Below are 24843 nucleotides of genomic sequence, written 5' to 3' on the forward strand. Positions count from 1 at the left end.
ATTCCTGACCGGGCACACTAGGCTAGGAACATGACCAAGATCGCTGTCGTCCCGGGATCCTTTGATCCCGTCACCCTGGGGCACCTCGACGTAATCCGGCGCGCAGCTGGTGTGTTTGATGAAGTGCACGTGCTCGTCGTCCACAACCCGGGCAAGGATGCGATGCTTCCCTTGTCTGAACGGGTCGGCCTGATCCAGAAGTCGATTGCGGAGGACCCGGAGATTCCGGATAACATCCTGGTCGCCTCCTGGTCCGTCGGGCTCCTCGTTGACTACTGCACTGAAGTGGGCGCGTCTGTGCTCGTGAAGGGGATTCGATCGCAGATCGACGTCGCCTACGAGACCCCGATGGTGCTCATGAACCGAAGCCTTGCCGGTGTCGAGACGGTGTTCATGTTGCCGGATCCGGCGCACGCGCATGTGTCGAGCACGCTCGTCCGCCAAGTGTCTTCGCTGGGTGGCGATGTGAGCCCCTACGTGCCACCCGCTGTGGCGCGTTTCCTGGATAAGACGAGGCCCGCCTGATGCCGGGGGAGAGCAAGACCGCAGGCAAGGGGAGTGGCGCAATGCGCGTGTTCGAAGAGAATATTCGCGACATCATGAACCGGCCAGGCGAGATGCGCGAGCGGTCGCGCACCATCGTGCTCCCGGAGAAGTTTGGTGAGGCGCTCGCCGAGATTCCTGCCGGATCTGAGCTTGAACTTGATGTCCGGCTGGAGTCCGTGCACGAGGGCATCTTGGTGTCCGCCGAGGCGAACGCGACCATGCACGCACAGTGCGGTCGCTGCCTGAAAGATTTCACCACGCCGTTTCAAGTCGAGTTTCAGGAGCTTTTCGCGTATACTCCTACGGAGGCCGATGAGTATGGGGTTCACGGTGATCACGTGGATCTTGAACCCCCGCTCAGAGACGCGGTAGTGCTTGCACTGCCGTTCCAGCCTGTGTGTCGCCCGGACTGCCCGGGACTCGATCCCGAGTCCGGTGAGTTGCGCGAGGCCGGGGCTGCAGTGGCTGCCGATGTGGATCTTGATCCGCGGTGGGCAGCGCTGGCTGGCTTTGACACCAGCGTTGTCGCCGACACTGTCACGGTTGAAGTAGATCCTGGCGCGGGGGAGCACCCCGGGTCCGTAAGCAAGTAGGAAAGAGAACATCATGGCTGTTCCCAAGCGGAAGATGTCGCGCTCGAACACCCGTCACCGTCGTTCGGCGTGGAAGGCGATTGTTCCCACGCTCGTCAAGACTGAAGAAAACGGCAAGACTGTTTACAGCCTGCCGCACCGCGCTCGCGTGGTCGAGGACTCGCAGGGCACCCCCCTGTTCCTCGAGTACAAGGGCCGCAAGGTCGCTGACGTCTAAGACTGATCGCGTGAACGGGGACGATACGTCGCTCCCGCACACCGACCGGGACTCACCGTCGGGGCCGCCTCAGGGCGGCCTCGACGGTTTTCTCGTTTCTCTCGGTGTTGTGGTTGAGCCTGAACTGCGCGAGCTCGCGCTGACTCACCGCTCGTGGGCCTACGAGCACGGGGGCGCGCCGCACAATGAGCGACTCGAGTTCCTCGGGGATTCGATTCTTGGTCAGGCTGTCACTGTCAAGCTGTATCGGGACTACCCTGAGCTGACCGAGGGTGACTTGGCGAAGCGCCGCGCTGCGCTCGTGTCGACGCTTGCACTTGCGGAGGTCGCGCGCGCGCTTGACATGGGGGCCGTGCTGCGATTGGGACGCGGCGAAGAATTGACCGGCGGTCGCGAGAAGGACTCAATCCTCGCAGACTCCGTTGAGGCGATCATTGGCGCCGTCTATCTGTCCACCGGGGCTGCCGAGGCTGAGCGCTTCGTGCTGGCGCTGATGGACACACTGCTGGTGGATCCGGATCGCTTCACGGATGCGCTTGATCCGAAGACCGCGCTGCAGCAGGAGGCCGCCAGGCGCGGTCTCCCGCACCCACCTTACGACACGGTGGGATCCGGGCCGGATCACGACCGCCGCTACACCGCGCGCGTCACTGTTGATGGTGTGACGGGGCGTGGCACCGGCACGAGCAAGAAGAACGCTGAACTCGCAGCCGCGCGCGATGCGGTGACCAGGCTGCGCCCGCGCGGTCGCTAACGTCGTGCCAGAGCTTCCTGAAGTTGAGGTGGTGCGCGCGGGGCTCGCGCCAGCGGTCACCGGTGCGCGCGTGATTGCCGCTGAGGTGCGGGATGCGCGCGCACTCAAGCGCCACGCGCTGCTGTCGGGGGATGATGGCCTCGGCGGCCACGGGGTGACGCTGCCGGTGGAAGCCGCCGCTGAGCGCGCCATCGACTTTGAACGGCGCGTCACCGGGCTGCAGCTCGGAGCGCCCGAGCGGCGAGGCAAGTTCATGTGGGTCCCAGTCGCCCGTAGCGGATCCACCGCAGGAATTGGGTCTGGCTCAGGCGAAGCGGTGCCCGATGAGCCGTGGGCGTTGCTTGCGCACCTCGGCATGAGCGGGCAGCTGTTGCTGCGGGACACCGCGGCGGAGGACGATCGCCATGTGCGGATCAGGCTCTGGATCGAACACCCGGATCACGGCGAGCTGCGGCTCGATTTCGCGGATCAGCGCCTGTTCGGCTCGCTCGCCCTCGACCGTCTCACGCCAACTTCCGATGACGGATCGCTCCTCCCGGTGCAGGCCGCACGGATCGCGCGCGATCCGCTCGATCCGCACTTTGATGATGCGGTGTTCGTGGCGGCGGTGCGATCCCGCAGCTCTGGGATTAAGAAATTGATCCTGGATCAGGCACTGGTCAGTGGCGTCGGCAATATCTATGCCGATGAGGCGCTGTGGCGAGCGAGGCTGCACCCCGACACCGCTGGCCGCGCGATCAGCGTGCGCAAGCTCGCGTCACTGCTCGGCGCGCTGCGAGACGTCTTCGCACAGGCGCTTGCAGAAGGCGGCACGAGCTTCGATGAGCAGTACGTCAACGTGAATGGGCAGGCCGGGTATTTCGCGCACTCGCTCAACGCGTACGGTCGCGGGGGAGAGCCCTGTCCGCGCTGCGGTGGCCTCATTAAGCGCGTGCCGTTTGGGGGCCGCTCGTCCCACTTTTGCTCGCGGTGTCAACGCTTGGCCCGTTAGTACTATTTTGGGCTGCTCAAGCCACTATTCCAACCTGTCGAATCCGGCGCGGGCTCAAGTTAGATGGATGGTCGAGATAGTGCCTCGCGGGTGGGTGAGAGCTAGGTGTATGTCGAGTCGCGTTCGATGCCACTGACGCCTACGCCAGCGCCAATCTTGCTTTGCCTAGCAACTTAGGTTGACAGCAGAATGCTGTCAATGTAGGTTGCTAAGTATGCAATCCACCCAAGTCGCGAGCGCTGCCGCCGATACCAGTGATCCTCGTTCCGGGCTCAGAGCGGTCGCTTCGCTACGCACTCTCACTGAGCGGCTGGAACTCGCTCAGGTGGAGGCCGCGCTTCTGGCTGGCATGAGCTGGCAGGAGATCGCGGACGCCCTCGGCGTTTCTCGTCAAGCGGCGCACAAGAAGTACGCGAAGAGGATCGACCCGGTCATCCCCGTTCCTAGGAGGAGAACGTGAGTAAGTTCACTGCCGCCGCCAGTACCTCGCATACCCTTTCGCTTGCCGCCATGGAGGAGGCCTCGCGCGCCGGTCAGCGCACTGCCGATATCGATCATCTGCTGATCGCTCTCGTGCTGAACGAGCAGATTGCGGGTCAGGTGCTGCGCAGTTTTGGCATCACGCTCGATACTGCACGTGAGGCGGTGGCGGAACAGCATGCCGACCACCTCGCGGCTCTGGGCATTCAACTGACATCGCCTGGGTCGGGCAAGATCGTGTTTCATGAGACGAACGGGTACGAATGGAGTGAACGCGCACTCGGCGTTTTCAAGCGCGCGAGTGAGACCGGGAAGTGCGGCGACGCGTCAGCCGTGCTTCGTGAACTCGTCTCGGAATCTAGTGGCATGATCGAGGCCGTTCTGAAACGGCTTGGAGCCACCCCGGAGGCAGTCACCGAGAAGCTGGACGAGGCACATCGCTATCCTGTCCACCAGCCACAGCGCTTTGTTCGCGCTGATGCGCTTTCCGGCTCATCTGAAGCGTTCGTCCCTGCGTCTCCTGAACGGGTCTGGGAACTACTCGACGATCCGTTGCGGATGCCAGAGTGGGAACCAAGCATCGGAAGCGTCGAAGGTGCGCCACTGACGATCAAGGCCGGCGAGACCTGGACGGCACTCGCCCGCACCGAGCGGCCCGACGGTAAACCGATTCCGATGAAGCCCGGCTTCGTCACGCAGCAAGTTGAACTCGTCGCACATGAAGAACCGAGATTTATCGAGTGGCGCTTCACCTACCCGGACGCACCGCAGGCGAACGCACGCCGCATCAGGGTCGAGCTCGAGTATGCAGCCGGTGGCACACAGCTCCGCCTCGCCCTCGCCTGGGAACGCAACCCGAACCGCCCCCGCCGCCCGTTCCTGGGCTTCGTGATGCGCCCCGTCTTCCGGTTCGTGCTCTGGATGCAGCTCTCACAACTCGGAAGCGGCATTAGCCGCACGTTCCGCTAAGCATGGAGGACACGATGAGACGTATCGGACGAGTCCTCCTGGGCCTCGTGATGATTGGCCTGCTGTTCGTATGGCTGTTCTACCGGCAGCACGAGCCGTTCAGCGTATGGGCAACCAGCAGCACACTCGTCGGTTGGGCGTTCCAAGGAGCAGCTTGGTTGAGCTGCCTCGGTGGTGCCTACCTTATTGCGACCGCCTGGTCAGCGCAGGCTGAGGTCACAGGCGCGGACGCCGACACACACTGACCGAGGCACCCCCCCACTCGCTGCTGCCCCACACCAACTCTTGCCAGCTGGTCGCTGGTCGAAAGAAGCGTAGCCCGTACCCGCGTGATACCCAGATCCAGAGCAGGTCCTTGTGACCCCGAGAGTCGTTCGCAGAGGGCAAACAGCATGCGTGGGTCGACGGCTTCTTCTTCAACTGACGAAACGCTGAAAGGGAGGAGGAGGAAGGGTATGAAGTTGTTTGTCGAGTGCAGGACGATTGCGAGTTCCAGGCCACGACTCTTCCACGCGAGCGCGCCCAAACAGGTTGCAAACACGGCGATATCGACCTGACCGGGCCCTCGGCTGCGATGCCCGTCCAGCTACCGTGGCCTCAACGTCGTTCAAGCCTGCCGGTCACGTCGTCGACTCGTCCAGCGTCACAGCCGAGGGTGCGGACAGTGGCAGTGGATACCGCGTTGACTTTGTTTCTCCGAATCTAAACCGATTGGCATTAGCCGCTAATATTCGGCAGCGTCTGAACCTGCGGTAGCGGGTTGTGCTCATTCATTGGACAATCAACTGGTTTTGATCCTGTCGGCACGCGTGGTTCGTCGTCAGTTGGAAAACTGGCCTTGCGTAGATCGACTTTCCAGCTCCCGCTGCGCGTTGACTGCAGCTTCCTCCTTGCATTCATGTTGGTGGGACAGAGCTTAAAGCCCCTGCGATCGATTGGACACGTGGTCGAGCCGTTTTGCGCCTCTTAGGGCACCTTATCCAGGCTCAGTGCGCTTCATGAGGTGCCTTTTGGCATTGAAGACGAAAAGACCCGTCCTGCTCAATTGATGACCTGACCAAGATGTCTATGGTTCCCTGCCGACTAGGGCTCGCGAATGTCAGTCAATGTGTTTTTCCGCGGCAGTGGGACCACTTCGCGCACTCCCTAAATGCGCACGGACGCGGGGGAGGGTCCTGTCCGCACTGCGGTGGTCCTATTCGGCGCGTGCCGTTTGGGGGCGCTCGTCCCTCTTTGGCCCGCGGTGCCGATCGGTGGTCGCTTCTCGCACTTCTGCCCGCGGTGGCAGCGCAGGACACCAACCCCCGGCGGGGAACGCGCGGAAGATTCCTTGCCGACTCTGTGCCCCGTGCGAGTGTCAGAGGGGGTTGGTAGCGTTGCCGCATGAATCTTCTGCTGCTCTCGATCAGCCTCGGCGCGGTCCCTGAGTTCCTGAGCGAGTGCGTGGGAACGCTCACCCGGCAACTCCGTCTTGGCTACATCAGTGATGCGGCTGAGGGCATGCCCTTTGCAGAGCGAGAGCTGCACGGCGTGCGGGATCTGGGGCACGAGGTGATGGAAATTCGCGCCCGTGATGCAGACGCGCACGCGTTCGCCGCGAAACTGTCAACGTGCGACGCCGTGTACGTTGCGGGAGGAGAGACGTTCGTGCTGCTTGAAGCACTGCGGTCCAATGGCACGGGCGAGGTGCTCGCGCAACGTGTGCGTGCGGGCCTGCCCTACATCGGCTGCAGTGCGGGGTCAGTGATTGCTGGGCCATCGATTACCCCCGTGGAGATGCTTGATGATCGCACCCTTGCCGTGGGACTCACGAGCGATGAGGGTCTCGGGCTGATCGACCGCGTCATCATCCCGCACGCTGACGGCAAGATTCCGCCTTATCCGATCGCGCTCATTGAGCGCATCATCTCGACGTACGGGGAGCAGTTCCCGCTCCTGACCTTGAATGATGATCAGGCTCTCCGGGTGGGTCCCACTGGTGCCAGGGTGATTCCCTCGCCCTAAGCGCTTTCACCTGCGCCCGAGCCAGCTGAGCGGGGACGCTTTGGTCCTTGCCTGCTCAGGAGGTCACGGTGCAGGCTTCGGCTTCAGGCACCGTGAAACGAGAGGCGCAGCAGTTACTGCCGTGTGACGTCGATCTCCCGCTGATGCACGCGAACCAGGTCCTCCATGAGGTCGTCCGGGAGGGGCTTGTCGAGAGTGAACTGAATCGCGTGCTGCGTTGTCCGATACCCCACCAGTCGGTCGGCAAGCTCCTCGATGGCCCATGAGGACGGGTAGAAGCTCAAGTGTTTCTTGGAAGAGGTGAAGTACACGAGCGCTCTGCCGCGATAGCTCAGAGTTGGCATCCCGTAGCTCATGGACTCTTCAACGCTTGGCACGAGCCTGGTGACGAGGCGACGGATGTGCTCAAGCTCATCGCGCCGTGCAGGTTCTAGCGTGCTGAGATACTCATCAATGCTCTTCGCCTGGCTAGCCATACGTTGAGTGTACTTGCGGAGCAACCGCAGATGCTGACGCTACAGGCCCAGAACTGACCGCAGGATCAGTACCTCAACCAGCGATACGGCAAGTGTCAGGGGAATTCCTAACAGAGCAAGGACGGCCCACCTCACGGGCCGTGCCTTCTTGGCAAGAGCGATGATGCCGACGAGCAGGGCAGCGAGCAAGCAGCCGACGGCGCCAGCCTGCACGATCAACGCGGCAATCATGAGCCCAATCTGTGCCGCGCTTCCGGGAACGAGCGGCCCACTGAGCGACCACGCAAGAATCGCGAGCGCGTTGAGCCCCACACCGACCACCATGATCCAGAAGCCGCGCTTCCCGACCCTCGATGAAATCCCCGTATCTCGCATCGATCCCCATCCTCCCAGATCCCGGACAGAATGTCGCGCTGAGGAGTCGGCTTCGCGCCTCGCGGACGAAGGGCCAACGGGTCACGTCATCTCCCAGGGAGGCCGTCGATTGCGGGCCTCAGCGGGGGCGGGGGCCGGCGCCCGCCGCTGGGCGGGGCTGATTCAGGCTGGACGAAGGGGTTCGCGTCAGCGGATTCTTCTATTGAGTAGAAATACTCGTAATTTTCACCCTCAATTTGGCAGGGGTGGCATCGTTTGAGGGTGCAGAGTGAGAAGTAGCCCAGGAAGGTCACCGAGTTCGTGATCTGGCATTCACTACAAAGGAGTCACCATGACTGCATTCCAGAACGACATTGAAGCCGTTGAAGCGCTCAAGGCTGAGCACGGTGCGAGCTGGGATCGGATCAACCCCGAGCACGTCGCACGAATGCGCGCACAGAACCGCTTCAAGACTGGCCTCGAAATCGCGCAGTACACCGCAGACATCATGCGCCGCGACATGGAAGAGTACGACGCCGACTCCTCGGTCTACACCCAGTCGCTCGGTGTCTGGCACGGCTTCATCGGTCAGCAGAAGCTGATTTCGATCAAGAAGCACCTGAAGACCACGAACAAGCGCTACCTGTACCTCTCGGGTTGGATGGTTGCCGCGCTTCGTTCTGAGTTCGGGCCGCTGCCGGATCAGTCAATGCACGAGAAGACCTCAGTGCCCGCTCTGATCGAGGAGCTCTACACCTTCCTGCGTCAGGCCGATGCCCGTGAGCTTGACCTACTTTTCACCCAGCTCGACGAGGCTCGTGTCGCTGGCGACGAGACGGCAGTTGAGTTCATCCAGTCGCAGATTGACAACTTCGAAACTCACGTCGTGCCGATCATCGCCGATATCGACGCCGGCTTCGGCAACCCTGAGGCTACCTACCTCCTCGCCAAGAAGATGATCGAGGCCGGTGCCTGCGCACTCCAGGTCGAGAACCAGGTCTCCGACGAGAAGCAGTGCGGCCACCAGGACGGCAAGGTGACGGTGCCGCACGAGGACTTCATCGCCAAGATCAACGCAATCCGCTACGCCTTCCTCGAGATGGGCATTGACAACGGCGTGATCGTGTCTCGCACCGACTCGCTCGGCGCCGGTCTCACGCAGAAGCTCGCCGTCAGCCACACCCCGGGCGACCTGGGTGATCAGTACAACTCATACCTCGATGTCGAGGAGATCTCCGAGTCGGATCTCGGCAACGGCGATGTCGTCATCAAGCGCGACGGGAAGCTGCTGCGTCCGAAGCGTCTCGCTAGCAACCTGTTCCAGTTCCGCCCCGGCACCGGCGAGGATCGCTGCGTACTCGACAGCATCACCTCACTTAAGAACGGTGCCGATCTGCTCTGGATCGAGACTGAGAAGCCGCATGTGGAGCAGATCGCAGGCATGGTGGATCGGATCCGCGAGGTCATCCCGAACGCGAAGCTCGTTTACAACAACAGCCCCTCCTTTAACTGGACCCTCAGCTTCCGCCAGCAGGCCTACGACTTGCTCGCTGAGCAGGGCGCGGATGTGTCGGCGTACGATCGTGACAAGCTGATGAGCGTGGACTACGACGGCACCGAGCTCGCGCAGCTCGCCGACGAGAAGATCCGCACCTTCCAGAGCGAGGGCTCGGCGCGCGCCGGAATCTTCCACCACCTGATCACCCTGCCGACTTACCACACGGCAGCGCTGTCCACGGACAACCTCGCGAAGGGCTACTTCGGCGACGAGGGCATGCTCACCTACGTTCGCGACGTGCAGCGCCAGGAGATCCGTCAGGGGATCGCCACGGTCAAGCACCAGAACATGGCAGGCAGCGACATCGGCGACAACCACAAGGAGTACTTCGCCGGTGATGCAGCGCTCAAGGCTGGCGGCAAGGACAACACGATGAACCAGTTCAACTAAGTTCTCACACACTCGACGGGGGTTCGGTTTCGGCCGGGCCCCCGTTGGTGCGTGCATTCGCAGGCAGCGTTCCCTGCCGCGTTCCCCCCTGCGTTCCCCACTGTGGTGCCCGATGCATGCCCCGCGGCCCAGGCTAAGGTCACGGCCTGTCGAGACGGCGGGAGCACAGACTGTTCCGTTGCGCTCGTGTGAGCTGCTGAGTTCGGGATCCCTTCTGAGTCCACGGAATCTCCGGGGATCTTGCGCTGTATTGATTACACCGGCCTTTCCTGCTGAGCGACCTGGCCCGTGTGTCTTCCTCGTCGAACGTGACGAGGCGCGTACCTCGTACCGCGTCCCGCTTGGATGGAGGGCGCCTGCGAGCATTGCCGTGGGGTGCTGGACAGTGCTCCCGGCAGCTGCGGCGGAGATCAGCACGTATCCACTCTCGGTGACCGGTCATTCCATCGCGCGCCCGAGTTGACCGTGAGTCAACATCCCGGTCATCATGAACGGAGCGGCTCGTGATCTCGGGCCCGCGTGCGTGCCGTACCCGAGTGATGGGCGGCGAAGAAAGGCAACTCAGCTATGAGTATTCGTGTGGGCATCGTCGGTTTCGGAAACCTCGGGCGAGGGGTGGAAACATCGATCGCGCTGCAGCCCGACATGGAGCTGGTGGGCGTCTTCACTCGCAGAGACCCCGCCGCGGTTGCGACCGGCGGAGCCGCGGTCTTTGCGCTCGAAGCGCTCGCAGACTACCGGGACACGATTGACGTCCTGGTGCTCTGTGGCGGATCCAAGAGCGACCTTCCTGAGCAGAGTCCGGAGCTCGCGGCGCAGTTCACAATCGTCGATAGCTTTGACACCCATGCCCGGATCCCCGAGCATTTCGCCGCGGTTGACGCCTCCGCACGGACTGCTGGCACGACCGCAGTGATCTCCACCGGGTGGGATCCGGGGTTGTTCTCGATCAATCGCCTGTACGGCGAAGCGATCCTGCCGCAGGGTGCCACATATACGTTCTGGGGCCGCGGCCTCAGCCAGGGGCACTCGGACGCACTGCGCAGAGTCCCCGGCGTGGCTGGGGCGGTGCAGTACACCATCCCCGCTTCTGAGGCGATCGAGCGCGTGCGCGCGGGGGAGCAGCCCGAGCTCACGACGCGAGAGAAGCATGATCGCCAGTGCTTTGTGGTGCTCGAAGACGGGGCGGACGCGCAGGAAGTGCGCGAGGCTATTGTGACGATGCCGGACTACTTTGAACCGTACGCCACAACGGTGACCTTCATTACGGCAGAAGAACTTGCGCGGGATCACAGGGGGATGCCGCACGGGGGATTTGTGATCCGCAGCGGAGAATCTTCGCCCGGCGTGACCCAGACCGTTGAGTATCGGCTCCAACTCGATTCGAACCCAGAGTTCACCTCGAGTGTGCTCGTCGCGTATGCGCGTGCCGCTGCTCGTCTCGCCGCAGCGGGGGATTACGGTGCGAAGACGCCGTTCGATATTGCGCCCGGCCTCCTCTCACCGAAGACCGCTGCCGAACTGCGTACAGAGTTGCTCTAGCGCTCCCGGGCTCCCGGCCCCGAACCGACTCAGACACGACGCTGTTGTGGCGTCGGCCAGCTCCAAGTCTTACAGTGGCAGGCATGAACTCCACTGAGATCCTGATCGACCTTGCGAAACGCCCCGGTGACGCTGCTGAGCAGTTGCGCGGGGCGCTCACTCCTGAATTGCTCAACGCGCATCCGCACCATGACAACTCGATTGCGTGGCTGCTCTGGCACGCTGGGCGGGAGATTGACGAGCAGATCGTGGATCTCACAGGCGGCGAATCCGTATGGCTCGCGGCGGGGTTTGCTGAGCGATTTGGGCTCGAGGTCGGCGCGCACGAGCACGGCTACGGTCACACCTCGGAGCAGGCGAGGGCCGTGGTGGTTCGGGATCCTGAGCTCCTGCTTGCCTATCTGAGTGCGGCAATTGATGCGCAGGTGAAATACGTCGCCGGGCTCGATGAGGAGGAGCTGGGGCGGATTGTGGATGAGGGGTGGGAGCCACCCGTCACGCTGGCCGCGCGGCTCGTGAGCATCAGTGTCGATGCGGCCGAGCACGTCGCTCAGGCCACCTACCTCACCGGGATGGGGCCTGGCGCATTCGAGGACTGAACTGGGCGACACCGCCCAGTTCCGGCGCGTCTACCCTTCCGCGTCCCGTGAGTGCCCCGGCCGCCGAAACACGAGCAGCGCGTCCGCGACGAGGTCGTGCGGATGACGGTCCCACTCGATGTGTGTGACTCCCACCGACGCCAGGTGTCGCCCGAGCGCCTGGGCGCAGTCGCGGATCAGGTGCGTTGTTTCGCCCATGTGGTGGATGTCAGCGACGTTCCACACCACGTACCCTCCCGGTTTTACGAGGCGTGCGCACTGGGCCGCGACGAGTCCAAGCTCAGCAAGGTATCGACGATAGTCTCCGCCGTCCTCTTCGTAGGCAGTGAGCGGATCGGCCTCGTGGTGCGCCACAGTCATATAGGGCGGTGAGGTGAGGACCAGGTCTGCGTGCATCCGGGAATCTGCGAGGAACGTGCGATGCACAATGCTCAGCAGCTCGCGAGCGTCACCCTCTTCAACCTGCGCGTCAGGTACGCGCTGCTGCAGGAGCGCCACGCGTTCCGGGAGGAGCTCAATACCAAGCGCCCGCCGTCCGAGCGCGACTGCCCGCTCCAGTGTGGTCCCGAACCCGGCAAACGGATCAAACACCAGCTCGCCGGGGGTGCTGCACCGCTCCACGACGTGGTCGACGAGAGCAGCGAGCATGTGCACGTCCTCATCGGCGCCAGCTGGCCGCTCGGCGAGAAACGTGCGGTGCCGCGCGCGCAACTGAGGATCAAGGGGCGAAGCCTCGGTGATCGTCCTCATCGCACGCTGTCCCGACGTAGTCATCATGCGCAGCTTACTCTGGCGCGACAGTTCCTCGCAGCGCACCCGGCCGTGGCGCTCGCGGTGAGTGGCGCCGGTGATGCACGGGCTGGGTGATGGCGGGGGTGACGGTCCGGACACGTAGAGTGGCCGAGTGGCATTTCAAGCGTTTGACCGCTGGGTAACGATCGTGGGTGACAGCTTTGGTGCGCCGGGGCTTCCGAGCGCGGAGGAGCAACGCGGTGAGTACGAATCGGGAACGGTGATGCTGGGAGCGCAGCGGTGGCGAATCCGCACCGCGCACGTGACTCCGACGAAACCGGGCGCGTTCGTTGCGGCGTGGCGACGCGACGCCGCTGGGCGTACGGAGCCATTTGGGGGTGATGATGACTGTGCCGGATTGCTGGTGTTTGTGCGTGACGGCGAGCACTTTGGCGTGTTCAGATTCGCCGCCCTGCAACTCGAAGAGCTGGGAGTGGTGAGTTCAGCTCGGCACCCAGGGAAGCGCGGCTTCCGGGTGTACCCCAGCTGGAGCGCCGGCCTGAATCCGCAGGCGACGCGCACGCAGCGCGCTCAAGCGGGAGCGTTTGAGACGCTGCTGGGGTGAGTTGCTCCGGGGTGCGCCGCGCACATCGTGCGCCAGCGCCAGCTCGCGTCATGCGCCCGCGCAGCGCGCAGTCCGTCAGCTAGGATTTGGCTATGGAATCTTCGAGTGCACAGAGTTCAGTGCTGAAGTGGGAGCGAGACGACCCCCACTACCGCGTGATTGTGTTCTCCGGGCCGGAAAACGAAGCTGCTACGTACGATCTGCCAGACCTCGCGGTCGAGCAAGTGTGGGAAACGGTGCGTGTGGTGGCCCAGGAAGATTCGAAGCTGTGGTCCCTCGCGCTTCTGGAGCGCGACGACAGTGGTGCCCCAGGATTGCTCTGGCTCTCCGGGATGGACTATGGTCGTGCGCCGGTTTCTGCGCGGGACTGGCGGCGGCGCGGGGAAATGCAAGACCGATATCTCGCGGCGCAGGCAGAGCAGGGCCAAACTCCGACCCTTCCGAATGGGCTCAGACTGATCAGGCTCTTTCCAGAGTGGGGCACTGGGTCGCCGCTGTGGGAGAACGGCACTGACGACTACAACCTCGACGGGAAAGATCTCGGCCTGAGCGCTGCACTGTCCGCGGATCTGAGTGCCTGGAGTGCCCAGTGGGGTGAGCGTGATGAGGATGACGAGACGCTCCCACCGGGGTGGCTCGACCGCGGTATGGAGCTGTGGGGGCGTGTGCAAGATGAACTCGATGGCATCGCCGAGGTGCGCCCCGAGTTCCTGGAGTAATCCGGTGGGTCGAGCTCGCTGAGAGGACTCTTGGTCACGAGGCCCACGGGCTCGGTGTCATGATGCACAGGGGACTGTAGCTAGTCATCGAGCCACCTGTTGTACTTGAGCTGCAGAGCACGGTCGAGCGCAGCGAGCAGGCCGGCGATCCCGAGCATGGTGTTGAGCCAGATGGGGAGTTCCAGCTGCGGGAGCGGGGACCCGGTGAGCTGCGCGAGACTCGAATTGAAGAGCACCGGGAGTTGCGTGGCCGCGGCACACGCGAGCACCGTCCACGACGCGATACCGATCCACCTGCTCAGCATGGGGTGCCTCCGGGCGAGTGCAGCGCGCCAGGCCTCAGCGGTGCCCGCGCGCGGTTGAAAGTGGGTCGTGACCCCGCGTGCCCGATCGATGAGGTCGACACGCTTCATGCCGTACAGGGACATCGCTGCCACCACTGCAGTGTCCGCGTTGAGTGCGAATGTGGCCGGTGACTTCTTGGTGTCGAAGAGTGCGCCGTCACGATACAGGTGAATCCGCTCGCTGAAGTCGAAATAGTCGACATCGATCACGTACTCGGAATTACCGTGCTGCGCGGCAAACGAGCCACGCCAGAGCAGATCCCACCCGCGAACTGGTCGAAGCGGTCGGTTGTCGGCGGACATGTCATGGCTCCGATCGCGCTCAGGTGCGGGTGCGCGGCAGCGACCCACTAGTACGAGTGTACTAGTACATTCGTGTACCCGTGTGGGGCCTCGGAGTTGTGGGGAAAACGCTGCGCATTCGTGCTCCGCAGCCTTCCGATGAGCTGTCATTCGCAGCCGTCCGAGGCGGCGGCGCTACGCGTCAGTGGCGCGGATCAGCGCCGGCAGCTCCGCCAGTCTGACGGGTGTGCGGTTCGGAGTTGCAGGGCCAACATAGAACGGGGTCATGCCGAGGGCGCGCGGACCCTCGATATCTGCGGCCCAGTTGTCCCCGACAAACACTGCCTCGGCTCCGGTGATGGTGTGACGAGAGAGCGCGGTCTCGAAGATCTCCGAACGCGGCTTCCGCCAGCCAATCTCGATCGATGTGAACACGTCAGTGAAGTACCCGGCGATCCCGAATCGCTCCAGCAACTCTGGCACGAGTGGCGCGTGGTGGGTGTTGCTCACGATGCTGAGTGTGTGGTCAGCCGCGAGATCGTCGACGCAGCTCGCGGCCGAGGGTGCGAGCCGAATGTTCGCGGTCCAGGCGTCGAGGTATGCGGCCACGAACGTATCAAGCTCCTGATCCGCGACCGGCGGGATCTCAGCGAGTTCACGATACCTGTCCGCGATTTCGTGCAGTGAACACTCCCGACCTGTGTGCTCCGCGGTCGAATCCATTGCGCTCCACGCTGTCTGCCACAGTCCGCTCGCGCGGTGAGCGTCGATGGCTGACCCATGTCGGAGTGCAAATTCGTGTGGCGCATTGACGGCAGCCGGGTGGACCGACGCATCGTAGTCGACCAGTGTGCCAAAGAAGTCGAAGTAGACGTGAGTAGCCAAAATGGGTGCTCTCTCTGTGGGGGTCGAGTGAAGCGCGGGGGTCGCGCTCCCACCCCCAGCGTAGGAGAGCGCCAATGTCCAGGCACCCAGTTGGCGGCAGTGAGGCCCGCCGCCGCCCGCGCGGTGACCACAGTGCGTATTCACTACCCCAGGCGCACCGGCGCGCGCAGACCAGGTGATCCGGGAGTCGCTGCGGACCGGGGAGTGTGTGTGCGCCGTCGACCGGTATTCCCTGCCCACGTTCAGGGAGTGTGTTCAGTGCAACACGGGAAGTGCGGTGGCGGGGCGGGGAACGCGACTGCGCCGCACTGATCGTACGGCTGCGGTCACGAGAGTTCCCACGCCCAACACGAAGGCCACGGCGCTTGCGATGTACAGGGGGGCCTCGACGGCCCACGCCGCTGCCATATTCCAATCCGCAAAAGTGTCACCCACGGAGTTCAGATTGCCGAAAGAGCCGAAGAAGTAGGCGGGAGCGCCGCACGCCACGATCCCGCTCCACGCCACGAGTGACCCCCAGGCGGGGAGCCCCAGCCGAGGGCTGACGGTGGCCCAGGCCCACGCGGCCGCAAGCAGGAGCCCCATCACTGCGAAGAGCACCCCGGCAACGCTGCTGTACGGCTGACCAGCAGCCTCCATGGCGGCAACCGTCGCGTCCAGCGGGAGCCCGCTCGCGGCAGCCACGGCCCAGTCGTTCATGAGGAGTGCCCCCAGCACGGCGTAAGCGGCCAGTGCCGCTGCGCCGAGCACAGCCCAGGTGAGTCGCATACGTGCAGGCTATCAGCGGCCAGCGGTGGCTTTCGGTGGCGAGGCTTCGATTTCCGCGATGAGCCTGATGAGAAACGCGCGATGCCGCGACACCGTGTACCTTCGTCTGAGTGCGACGTGCGCAGAGAGCGGCGTTGCGCTGAAACGGGGACGGAAATGAAGCTGGATCTGCGGTGGTTGGCTGCCCCTGAAGCTGAAGTGGCGCAGGCGATCGCGCGCGTGCGCAAGGAGTCCCGTCCAAGCTGGGTGCCCACGAAGCGCCAGGTGCTCGTGCATGTGAATCACTGCCTCATGCTCTGGTATCTCTGCATTGTGTGGATGACACTCGGTGTGCGGATCGACACCCTGCAGGACAACCGGATCGAGCCGCGCGACCTGCGTGACATCGTGGTGCTCTCTGCCATTTTCGTCGTCTGGCTGCTCGGCGCGATCTGGCTCGTTCGATGGTCCGCTCGTCCGCCCTCTCGGAAGGCGCTCATGGGCGAGTGGCGGCAGACGCTGACTGCGCTTGCACATGGCTTCACACCAGCGTCGCGCCGTGAAGCACCGTTTTCCTCGCTTATCAGCCCGTCCCGCGGCATCGGTTACGCGCACCCCCGGTTTGTGTCCCCGGCTGTCGAATTCGGGAACATGATGCTTCGGCGCCCGGGTACCGGCGAGTGGCACTACCTCGCGGTGACGCTGCCCGCGCCGATGCCGCACTTGATCTTCGAGGCGGTCGCGGCGGGCAAAGCGGCTGGCAGTCTCCCCGCCGGGATCAAGCGGAGCCAACGGCTCCCACTCGAGGGTAACTTTGACGGGGCATATCGACTGTTCGTGCCCGAAGGGTACGAGCGCGACGCGCTGTTTGTGGTGACCCCGGACGTGATGGCCGCACTGGTCGACCACGCACACGGTTTCCATGTTGAACTGGTAGACGACCGAATCCTATTCTTTGCCGCGGCGCAGGCGGACTTCACTCGTGAGGGTCCCTGGCGCGACGTCGAGCGGCTGCTTACTGGAGCCGTCCCGCCGATCCTTGCGAGCTCGGCCAGATACCGCGACGATCGGCTGCCGGACCAGAATTTCTCGCCCACCGTCGAGACCGTGCGCGCCGCGCTTGAGAACCCGGGGCAGCCCTGGCTCGCGCCGCCTCCGCGGATCGGGGCGACCGGTCAGCGGCTCGATGCGCGCGACCGGCGTATCGGTGCGTGGTCGGTGGTGGGTGCCGTTGCTTGGACCCTCACGCTGACCATCCTCTACGTCGTGCCGGGGCTGTTCGCGTTCGCAGGGTTCATGTCGATCGTCGACGGCAAGTAGCGCGCCCCGGATACGATGGGGGGATGGTCTTCTCTCGTGCGATGTGGGGCATGAGCGCCCTCGTCTGGGTCGTGGTTGCTGTGCTGTGGTGTGTCTGGTGGGGGTGGCCAGCGATCTTCGTCGTCGTGGTGTTCGGGCTCCTGCCCGATGTCGCGCTCGTTGGCGCGTTCGCTGAACGGGGGAAACTGAAACCGAGTCGCGTGAGCTTCTACAATGCGCTGCACAACGTGGCCGTTCCAGCGGCACTGATCCTCGTAGGGTTTGTCGTGCTGTTCGTGACGGGCGGGATCGCCACTGGCTCCTGGGGGATCGCCCTCGCAGGCCTGGCGTGGTTCGTGCATATTGCGGCGGATCGCGCCCTCGGATTCGGGCTTCGTGCCGCCGACGGCAGCATTATCCCCGTGCGCTAGGTGTGGCTCCCGAGGCAACTTCGCCACTTTCGTGACGCGGCGTGACTCCGCACAACGAAGTGTTGCAGGCGATGCTGCGTGAGCTCTCGGGCATCAGTACCGTGACCGCATGACAACTCTGACAACGACACAGATCCCCGCACTCACCGACGATGCCCGCGCCGCGCGCTTAACCGCTGCGGGGAGCGCGTGGAGCGACCGAATCGACGCGCGTCGCAGCTCTTCTCAGCTCACCTACCGCGTGAGCGGTGTCGCGGAGGGGGCGGTAGCGACTCGCGTCCGCTCTGGAGCGCACGAGTTTGTCATCGATGAACCAGCTCCGCTCGCTGGTGACGATGTTGCGCCGAGCCCGGTAGAGTATGCGCTCGGCGCGCTCATCGGTTGCCAGGTTGTCGTGTATCGCTTGTATGCGCAGGCGCTTGGCATCCAGATCGACGATATTCGGGTCGAGGCCGAGGGGGACCTCGACGCGGCGCGGCTGCTCGGCAAGGACCCCGCTGTTCGTCCCGGGTTCAGTGACATTCGGCTTCGAATCGAGCTGAGCGGCCCAGAAACTCAGGAACGGTACGAGCAGTTGCGTGATGCGGTTGATGTGAACTGCCCGGTGTTTGACCTATTCGCAAATCCTACTCCCGTGAGCGTCACTGTCACGAAGGCGTAGCTCGTGGAGTGCAGGCGCGCTGCAGAACGCGCTCGCAACCGTCTGATTCACGCAGCGAGCGTCGCGGACGCTTTGGGGCGAAGCACCCGCCGGATTCCGGGATGTCGCGGGTCTCACCCGGTATGGTCGTAGGGATAGCCGGCGGCTGAGAAACGGGAGGAGGCGGCGTGCACCTGAAGAGCCTCACCCTGAAAGGCTTCAAATCCTTTGCACAGCCGACCACATTCCAGTTTGAACCTGGCGTCACCGCGATCGTCGGCCCGAATGGTTCGGGCAAGTCCAACGTCGTTGACGCCCTCGCCTGGGTCATGGGCGAGCAGGGCGCCAAGACGCTCCGCGGCGGCAAGATGGAAGATGTCATTTTCGCTGGAACTGCGACTCGTGGCCCACTCGGGCGGGCAGAGGTGCGGCTCACGATTGACAACTCGGATGGGGCATTGCCCATTGAGTACGCCGAGGTCACGATTAGCCGCACACTGTTCCGCAACGGTTCGAGCGAGTATGCCATTAACGGTGAAGGCTGCAGGCTGCTCGACGTGCAGGAGCTCCTCAGTGACTCTGGTCTCGGTCGTGAGATGCATGTCATCGTCGGGCAGGGGCAACTCGACGCGGTGCTGCGGGCCACTCCCGAGGATCGGCGCGGCTTCATTGAGGAAGCGGCGGGTATCCTCAAGCATCGGCGCCGCAAAGAACGCACCGTGCGCAAGCTGGACGCGATGGAAACGAATCTGACGCGACTCAACGATCTTGCCGGAGAGATTCGGCGCCAACTGAAGCCGCTGGGACGCCAGGCCGCCGTCGCGCGAGCCGCTCAAGGAATCGCGGCGGAGGTGCGAGATGCGAAGGCGCGATTGCTCGCTGACGACGTTTCCCGGCTTCGCGCCGAGCTCGATGCGTTGTCGCGCGATGAGGCAGAGCAGCACTCTGAACGCATCGTGTTGCAGGAACAGCTTGAGCAAAAGCAACTGCGGATCCAACGTCTCGAGCAGGATCAGCAGAGCGACGATCTGGATGCTGCACGACGAGTGACGATCGCACTGGAGTCGGTGCAGTCCAAGCTGCGCGGTTTATATTCACAGACCCAGCAGCGGCTGACATTCCTGGCCACTCAGGCGGAAGCCCCCGAACAGCTCGCACGGCTCAGCCGAGCGGCGGTCGATGAGGCTGGCGCCGAGGCTGATCGTCTCGCCGCGCTCGTGCCGATCGCGGAACTGGCGTGGGAGCAGGCCGGTCGAGCAACACAGATTGCACAACAGGCGCTCGACGCGACTGACGAGCACATCGCCGCGCAGAGCGCGCTCGTCTCCAAGCATGATCTCCAGCTCTCGCAACTGCGCGGACGCTCCGAAGCGGCCGAGCAAAAACTCGCGACGGTGGGCCAGGAGATTGGGCGGCGCGAACACGCGGGAGCGCAAGCAGAGGTGCGACTCGCGGAGGCTCGCGCCGCTCTTGCGGCGTTCGAGGAACAGATCGACGAGGATGTCCGTCCTGAGGGGGCCTCGACGCTGCCTACCGCGCGGCTCAGGAGGCGCAGGCCGCCGCCGAGCAGCAGCGCGATGCGACACGAGAGCGCCTCCACGAGCTTGAGCAGGAGCGGGCAGGACTTGAGGCCCGGATTAGCGCGCTCACCCGCTCGCTCGATCAGCGGGACGCATCTGGAGCACTGCTTGAGGCAGCACCCACGGGTATTCGGGGACGCGTCGCCGAGCAGGTTCGAGTGCGTGAGGGATTTGAGGCAGCGATTGGCGCCGCGCTCGGCTCGTATGCCGACGCGCTCCTCGCGGATACCGCAACTGCGGCAGAGGGGGCCATCGATATTGCGCGGGCCCAGGATCTCGGACGGCTTCGGGCCGTGCTCGGGTCACCCCCGGGTCCCGCTGCGGTGGCTCCAGAGATTCCGGGTCTGATTCGCGCGAGTGAGCTCCTGATCGAAGCTCCCGAAGGGGTGCGGGGACTCCTCTCTCGGAGCTACATTGCGGCAGATCTCGCGGCGGCCCTCGGGGCTGCCGAGGAGCTCTGCGAGCGATGGCCGGGTGGAAGCTACACGGTCGTCACCGATGCGGGTGATGTGCTCACCCAGCACACATTGAGTGGCGGATCAGGTCGTGCGCCCTCCCGGATCGAGGTGACGGCGGAGCTCGAGCATGCAGAGCTGCGTCGCGCTACAGTGGCCGAGGCAATTGCGGAGACCGAGGCTGAGCTGTCCGAGCTGCGCTCCGCGGCGGCGCATGCCAAGGCTGCCGCGCACGAGAGTTTCGCCGAGCTGCGGACCGCAGATGCTCGTCTCGCAGAGGTCGCGAAGGAGCGGAACAGACTGGCCACACGAGCGGAAGCCGCAGAGGCCGAAGCCGGTCGTGCCGCACAAGCGCTCGCTGGCGTCGCCGATTCCGTGCGCGAGGCAGAGCGTGAAGTGGAGCGCGCGGCACAGCGCCTTGCTGATGCAGAGGCGGAACCGCGCCCGATGCTGGACGCTGGTCAGCGGAGTCGTCTCTTTGCGGAGGTCGAATCGGCTCGTGCGCGGGAACTCGAAGCACGTCTCGCACTCGAGACGGCTCGCGAACGAGCCCGCGTTGGCGCCGCGCACCGGGACACTCTGGCGGAGCAGTTTGCAGCCGAACATCGCGCTGCCGAGGACGCCGCCCGGCGTGCAGTGCTGCGCGCTCGGCAGGTGGCACAGGCCGAACAGGTGGGGGCACTTCTCCCCGCCATTCTTGATGCGTGTGATCGCTCGCTGGGGGAAGCTCGAGTGGTGCAGCAGCAGGCTGAGCAGGCGCGAGCGCGGCACAGTCAGGAACTGACGCTGCTGCGATCTGAGGACTCATCGTTCAGACATCAGCTCCAGGCTCTCACCGAGCGGGTGCACAGCGCAGAGCTCAAAAGTTACGAGCGTCGCTTACAACTTTCAAGTCTGCTCGAGCGTTCAGGCAACGAACTGGGGCTGGTCGAGGACGTTCTGATCGCCGAGTACGGGCCGAATCAACCGGTTCCCGATCTCAGCGCGATGGGTGAAGCCAGCGGTGATACTGGGGGATCGGCAGGAGGTGCGCACACTCCGCCTGAACCCGAGCCGCAATTCGCGAATGCGCTCGAAGCTGAGCTTGCGGCTGAACTCGGACTCGATGCTGCGGGAGCGCGCACTGAGACCGGTGACTCAACAGATCCCGAACCCTCGGAGCTTGTCGACGTGCCCACCGTGCCATATGTGCGTGCTGAGCAGGAACGCCGCCTGCAGAAAGCCGAACGAAAGCTCAGCGAACTCGGCCGCATCAACCCGCTCGCGCTCGAAGAATTTGCCGCACTTGAGCAGCGTCACACGTTCCTCGCGGAACAGCTGAAGGACCTCGCGAAGACCCGTTCGGACCTGCTGGCAATCATCGCGGACCTTGACCAGAAGATGCAGGGCATCTTCGCCGCTGCCTTTGAAGACACCCGCGTCGCGTTCGCGGAGGTGTTTCCGATACTGTTCCCCGGTGGCTCGGGAGAGATCGCGCTCAGTGCGCCCGAAGACCTCTTGAATACGGGCATCGAAATGGCGGTGAAGCCGGCCGGGAAACAGGTGGAGCGGCTCTCGCTGCTGTCCGGGGGCGAGCGGTCGCTCGCTGCGGTCGCGTGGCTGATGGCCATTTTCCAGGCACGACCGAGCCCGTTCTACATCGTGGACGAAGTTGAGGCTGCGCTTGACGACGCGAACCTGGGCCGACTGCTCCAGGTGTTTGAGCGGCTCCGCGAAAACTCGCAGCTGATCATCATCACCCACCAGAAACGCACCATGGAGATTGCCGATGCACTCTACGGTGTGTCGATGCGACAAGACGGCATCTCCGCCGTGGTGGGGCAGCGGATCGAACGCGACGCGTAGGAGCAGGCCTTGGCCGTGGCGTGTAATCACGCGAGACCGCAGCTGATTCCGATGGTGAAAGTGTCACGAGACGCTAACGACTGAACGTTCGGACGGCTCCAGAGACTGCCAGAACCCGTGGAATCGCTATGCTCAGTCCTGTACCCCGCAGAGTCGCGGAGTAGCGGATGGGCAGAAAGGCGTCATTCATGAAGAAGTTTTCACACCGGGCCACCAGCGGGCTCGCTCTCGCAGCGGGCGCAGCACTACTGCTGAGCGGGTGCACGACCAGCAGCGGGGACAGCGCAGACTCGGCGGAGTCAGCAACGGGATCTGGCGAGCAGGTCTTGAAGATCGGCACGCTGCTCCCACAGACGGGGTCCCTTGAGCACCTCATCTACGGCCCACAGGCAGCGGTCAAGCTCGCAGTCTCTGAGATCAACGAGGCCGGTGGGGTGCTCGGCAATGACATCGAAGTCGTGGTCGAAGCGAACGAGCACGATCCTACCGATCCCACGATTATGAACAAGAGCGTCGACGAGATCATCAAGGCGAAGCCCGCCTTCGTGCTCGGTGCAATGGGCACCGGAAATACGAATGCGGCGATGCCGAAGGTCACTGAAGCGGGGATCCTGATGGGTTCGCCCTCGAATACTGGCATTGCACTCGCTGGGGTCAACGACCTGTACTTCCGCACGATTGCATCAGACATCATCCAGGGTCGCGCCCTTGGCAACCTGGTATTGCAAGACGGGAATACTTCGGTCGCTGTTCTGACTCAGAACAACGACTATGGCAAGGGTCTGCGGGACAACCTCCAGACGACGCTTGAAGACGCCGGCGCAGAAGTGGTGTACGGGGCAAAGGGCTCTGGCGAAGAGTTCCCAGAGGCGCAGACAACGTTTTCGTCTGAGGTGACTGCGGCACTTGCGAAGAAGCCGGATGCAGTCGCCATGGTGAGCTACGTTGAGGCGAAGCAGGCGATCCCGGAGCTCGCTGCTCAGGGCTTCGACCTGTCCAAGCTCTATCTCGTAGACGGCAACACGGTGCCATATCCCGAATTCGACGCGGGCCTGCTTGAGGGTGCGCAGGGTACGACTCCTGGCCGCACGGTCGATGCTGACTTCGAGAAGGCACTCGTCGCTGCGTCGTCTGACGCGAGCAAGAGCCTGAACTTCGCACCAGAAGCCTACGATGCAGTGATGCTGGTCGCGCTTGCTGCCCAGAAGGGTGGTGCGGCCGACACGGAGACGATCGTGGCGAACCTGCACGCCGTTTCAGGCTCGGAAGGCGGGGAGACCTGCTCGACGTTCAAGGACTGCGCCGCGCTCCTTGATGATGGCAAGGACATTCACTATGAGGGTCGTGCCGGTGGCGGACCCCTCAACGAGGACAACGAACCGTCAACGGCTCTGATTGGTCTGTACAAGTACGACGCGGAGAACACTCCGCAGCCCGTTGGTGAGATCGAGGGCTAGCCCTCACCGCCGACACACCACGGGCCAGTCTCCCTCGAGGGAGACTGGCCCGTGGTGTGTCCCGCCTGGCGACTTTGCGTCACATGACGAGAGGAGCCGTGCGATCAGAGTTGAACGCTCGCAGCGGTGATTACGGAAGCAAGGGGCCGACGGCGATCATGAAGCTGTACGCCATGATGATGATCAGGGAGAACCGGAACATCCGTCGCGCCCAGGCGTTGTCGTCGGTCGTGCGGAAACCCTGGATGCCGATCACGATCCACCACGCGCCCAGCACCCCCATGACCACGGCATACACCCAGCCGGTGTACCCCAGCGGAGTCAGTGCGACCGAGGAGATCGCGTACGCAATCGTGTAGATGAGGATCTGAACCTTGGTCGCTGGAATGCCGTGCACCACAGTGATCACAGGCACGCCGGCGCGGGCGTACTCATCGCGCCGATAGACGGCGATCGAGTAGAACTCTGGCATCTGCCAGAAGAAGATGGCAAGGAACGCGAAAATCGCGGCCGCGTCGACGACTCCGGTGACAGCGACGTAGCCAGCAAAAATGGGCGCTGCTCCGGAGATGCTCCCGACGAGGGTGCCATGCACGCTCATTCGTTTCGAGAGCATGCCGTACAGCACGACATAGGTCACAAATCCCACAAGTCCGGTGACCACCACGAGCCAGTTGGTCCACGCGATCAGCACGATGTTGCCCAGCGCGAACAGGACGACCGAGAACACCACGGCATTTCGCACACCGATACTGCCGGAGACAGTTGCGCGCTTCTTCGTCCGCTCCATGCGATCATCGATATCGCGATCGAGCACGTTGTTCAGCACACACGCTGCGGCAATCACACACGTGGTGCCCGCGATGGTCGCCAAAAACAGCAGCGCATCGAAACTACGGAGGACTCCTACGGCGAGTAGGAAGCCCGCGGCCGCGGTCAGCACGTTCCCGTACAACACTCCTGGCTTGGTCAGCGAGTAGTACCTGGCAGCGGTGGCACGGAACGAGTCACCATCGGCGCGGGACGCGATTTTCGCGTCGGTGCCCCGGCTGCGCTCTGAGAACACCGCAGCATCTGCGAGTTCAGAAAGCTCGGGGGCCATGGCACTTTGCCGAGCCGCGGTCTCCCGGTCGCTCCGCGCGTCCAATGGGACACTCGAATCGGGCTGGTTGTCTGTGGGGGACCCACTCGCGGGCATTCGAATCTGGCCTTTCTCAAGCCCCGGCATGGTGTGGCACGGGCTCGCCGCGTGCGATGCGACGTATCCGCAACGCTGGCCGTGCCGAGCGCCGTAGCCGAAAGGCCGCGGATTCTGTCTCCAAATATACC

At 63.7% G+C, this 24843-nt stretch carries 26 protein-coding genes and 1 pseudogene; 20 read left to right on the top strand and 7 right to left on the bottom strand.

Annotation, left to right across the window (positions count from 1 at the left end):
• Positions 1-30 precede the first annotated feature (30 nt).
• The 9 genes from coaD to K1X41_RS00425 all read left to right on the top strand — a co-directional run bounded on the left by coaD (position 31) and on the right by K1X41_RS00425 (position 6554).
• Positions 31-525, top strand: coding sequence for a pantetheine-phosphate adenylyltransferase (coaD, locus tag K1X41_RS00390; protein ID WP_132202958.1), 495 nt, complete (start codon positions 31-33; stop codon positions 523-525).
• A complete protein-coding gene (locus K1X41_RS00395; protein WP_258566588.1) occupies positions 525-1139 on the top strand; it encodes a YceD family protein in 615 nt (204 codons plus the stop codon). Before coaD ends, K1X41_RS00395 begins: the two co-directional genes overlap by 1 nt.
• A gap of 13 nt (positions 1140-1152) precedes the next feature.
• Complete coding sequence (rpmF, locus tag K1X41_RS00400; protein WP_130454348.1) at positions 1153-1356, top strand: 50S ribosomal protein L32; 204 nt, start codon at positions 1153-1155, stop codon at positions 1354-1356.
• 109 nt (positions 1357-1465) lie between these two features.
• Positions 1466-2110, top strand: a complete 645-nt coding sequence (rnc, locus tag K1X41_RS00405) for a ribonuclease III (protein WP_243642856.1) — start codon at positions 1466-1468, stop codon at positions 2108-2110.
• 4 nt (positions 2111-2114) lie between these two features.
• The gene (gene mutM / locus K1X41_RS00410) at positions 2115-3101 is read left to right on the top strand and encodes a bifunctional DNA-formamidopyrimidine glycosylase/DNA-(apurinic or apyrimidinic site) lyase (RefSeq protein WP_220175050.1); all 987 of its coding nucleotides are present in this window, start codon (positions 2115-2117) and stop codon (positions 3099-3101) included.
• Between the two features lie 214 nt (positions 3102-3315).
• A complete protein-coding gene (locus K1X41_RS15265) occupies positions 3316-3561 on the top strand; it encodes a hypothetical protein (protein ID WP_258566589.1) in 246 nt (81 codons plus the stop codon).
• Positions 3558-4550 carry an SRPBCC family protein gene (locus K1X41_RS00415; protein WP_220175051.1) on the top strand — a complete coding sequence of 331 codons (993 nt, stop codon included), beginning with the start codon at positions 3558-3560 and terminating at the stop codon, positions 4548-4550. Before K1X41_RS15265 ends, K1X41_RS00415 begins: the two co-directional genes overlap by 4 nt.
• A 14-nt stretch (positions 4551-4564) precedes the next feature.
• Positions 4565-4795: a hypothetical protein gene (locus tag K1X41_RS00420; protein WP_220175052.1), complete on the top strand. Its 231-nt coding sequence runs from the start codon at positions 4565-4567 to the stop codon at positions 4793-4795.
• A 1138-nt stretch (positions 4796-5933) separates the two neighbouring features.
• Positions 5934-6554 (top strand): Type 1 glutamine amidotransferase-like domain-containing protein, encoded by a 621-nt coding sequence (locus K1X41_RS00425; RefSeq protein ID WP_220175053.1) that lies wholly within the window; start codon positions 5934-5936, stop codon positions 6552-6554.
• Between the two features lie 113 nt (positions 6555-6667).
• Here the strand turns inward: K1X41_RS00425 and K1X41_RS00430 are convergent, their stop codons facing one another.
• The gene (locus tag K1X41_RS00430) at positions 6668-7030 is read right to left on the bottom strand and encodes an iron chaperone (RefSeq protein ID WP_220175054.1); all 363 of its coding nucleotides are present in this window, start codon (positions 7028-7030) and stop codon (positions 6668-6670) included.
• Positions 7031-7069: 39 nt separating this feature from the next.
• Positions 7070-7405, bottom strand: a complete 336-nt coding sequence (locus tag K1X41_RS00435) for a hypothetical protein (RefSeq protein WP_220175055.1) — start codon at positions 7403-7405, stop codon at positions 7070-7072.
• 331 nt (positions 7406-7736) lie between these two features.
• Here K1X41_RS00435 and K1X41_RS00440 point away from each other — a divergent pair, with 331 nt between their 5' ends.
• From K1X41_RS00440 to K1X41_RS00450, 3 genes are all read left to right on the top strand, one after another.
• Positions 7737-9332: an isocitrate lyase gene (locus K1X41_RS00440; RefSeq protein WP_133617462.1), complete on the top strand. Its 1596-nt coding sequence runs from the start codon at positions 7737-7739 to the stop codon at positions 9330-9332.
• 567 nt (positions 9333-9899) lie between these two features.
• The gene (locus K1X41_RS00445) at positions 9900-10874 is read left to right on the top strand and encodes a diaminopimelate dehydrogenase (protein ID WP_220175056.1); all 975 of its coding nucleotides are present in this window, start codon (positions 9900-9902) and stop codon (positions 10872-10874) included.
• 83 nt (positions 10875-10957) lie between these two features.
• A complete protein-coding gene (locus tag K1X41_RS00450) occupies positions 10958-11473 on the top strand; it encodes a mycothiol transferase (protein WP_133617460.1) in 516 nt (171 codons plus the stop codon).
• Positions 11474-11503: 30 nt separating this feature from the next.
• Here the strand turns inward: K1X41_RS00450 and K1X41_RS00455 are convergent, their stop codons facing one another.
• Positions 11504-12250 (bottom strand): DNA methyltransferase, encoded by a 747-nt coding sequence (locus K1X41_RS00455; protein WP_258566590.1) that lies wholly within the window; start codon positions 12248-12250, stop codon positions 11504-11506.
• A gap of 127 nt (positions 12251-12377) precedes the next feature.
• Here K1X41_RS00455 and K1X41_RS00460 point away from each other — a divergent pair, with 127 nt between their 5' ends.
• Both K1X41_RS00460 and K1X41_RS00465 read left to right on the top strand, forming a co-directional pair.
• The gene (locus tag K1X41_RS00460) at positions 12378-12830 is read left to right on the top strand and encodes a MepB family protein (protein WP_220175057.1); all 453 of its coding nucleotides are present in this window, start codon (positions 12378-12380) and stop codon (positions 12828-12830) included.
• A gap of 92 nt (positions 12831-12922) precedes the next feature.
• A complete protein-coding gene (locus K1X41_RS00465; protein WP_220175058.1) occupies positions 12923-13549 on the top strand; it encodes a hypothetical protein in 627 nt (208 codons plus the stop codon).
• An 80-nt stretch (positions 13550-13629) separates the two neighbouring features.
• Here K1X41_RS00465 and K1X41_RS00470 read toward each other — a convergent pair whose 3' ends face one another.
• From K1X41_RS00470 to K1X41_RS00480, 3 genes are all read right to left on the bottom strand, one after another.
• Complete coding sequence (locus K1X41_RS00470; protein WP_220175059.1) at positions 13630-14196, bottom strand: hypothetical protein; 567 nt, start codon at positions 14194-14196, stop codon at positions 13630-13632.
• A gap of 174 nt (positions 14197-14370) precedes the next feature.
• A complete protein-coding gene (locus K1X41_RS00475; RefSeq protein ID WP_220175060.1) occupies positions 14371-15060 on the bottom strand; it encodes an HAD family hydrolase in 690 nt (229 codons plus the stop codon).
• Between the two features lie 255 nt (positions 15061-15315).
• Positions 15316-15828 carry a hypothetical protein gene (locus K1X41_RS00480; RefSeq protein WP_220175061.1) on the bottom strand — a complete coding sequence of 171 codons (513 nt, stop codon included), beginning with the start codon at positions 15826-15828 and terminating at the stop codon, positions 15316-15318.
• Between the two features lie 156 nt (positions 15829-15984).
• On the opposite strand from K1X41_RS00480, the gene K1X41_RS00485 reads away from it, so the two are divergent.
• From K1X41_RS00485 to K1X41_RS00505, 6 genes and pseudogenes are all read left to right on the top strand, one after another.
• Entirely contained in the window at positions 15985-17127 is a 1143-nt protein-coding gene (locus tag K1X41_RS00485) for a hypothetical protein (protein ID WP_220175062.1), read from the top strand.
• Between the two features lie 23 nt (positions 17128-17150).
• Positions 17151-17537 (top strand): DUF4260 family protein, encoded by a 387-nt coding sequence (locus K1X41_RS00490; RefSeq protein ID WP_132202992.1) that lies wholly within the window; start codon positions 17151-17153, stop codon positions 17535-17537.
• Positions 17538-17646: 109 nt separating this feature from the next.
• Positions 17647-18198: an OsmC family protein gene (locus tag K1X41_RS00495; RefSeq protein WP_220175063.1), complete on the top strand. Its 552-nt coding sequence runs from the start codon at positions 17647-17649 to the stop codon at positions 18196-18198.
• 167 nt (positions 18199-18365) lie between these two features.
• Positions 18366-19241: pseudogene (locus K1X41_RS15270) on the top strand (chromosome segregation SMC family protein); the annotation flags it as partial.
• 674 nt (positions 19242-19915) lie between these two features.
• On the top strand, positions 19916-22057 hold the full coding sequence (locus K1X41_RS15275) for an AAA family ATPase (RefSeq protein WP_258566591.1): 2142 nt from the start codon (positions 19916-19918) through the stop codon (positions 22055-22057).
• Positions 22058-22245: 188 nt separating this feature from the next.
• Positions 22246-23514 (top strand): ABC transporter substrate-binding protein, encoded by a 1269-nt coding sequence (locus tag K1X41_RS00505; RefSeq protein WP_133617452.1) that lies wholly within the window; start codon positions 22246-22248, stop codon positions 23512-23514.
• Between the two features lie 130 nt (positions 23515-23644).
• Here the strand turns inward: K1X41_RS00505 and cyoE are convergent, their stop codons facing one another.
• Positions 23645-24616, bottom strand: a complete 972-nt coding sequence (cyoE, locus tag K1X41_RS00510; protein ID WP_165875580.1) for a heme o synthase — start codon at positions 24614-24616, stop codon at positions 23645-23647.
• Between the last annotated feature and the right edge of the window lie 227 nt (positions 24617-24843).

The organism is Leucobacter luti (assembly GCF_019464495.1).
GTDB classification, from domain to species: Bacteria; Actinomycetota; Actinomycetes; order Actinomycetales; family Microbacteriaceae; genus Leucobacter; species Leucobacter luti_A.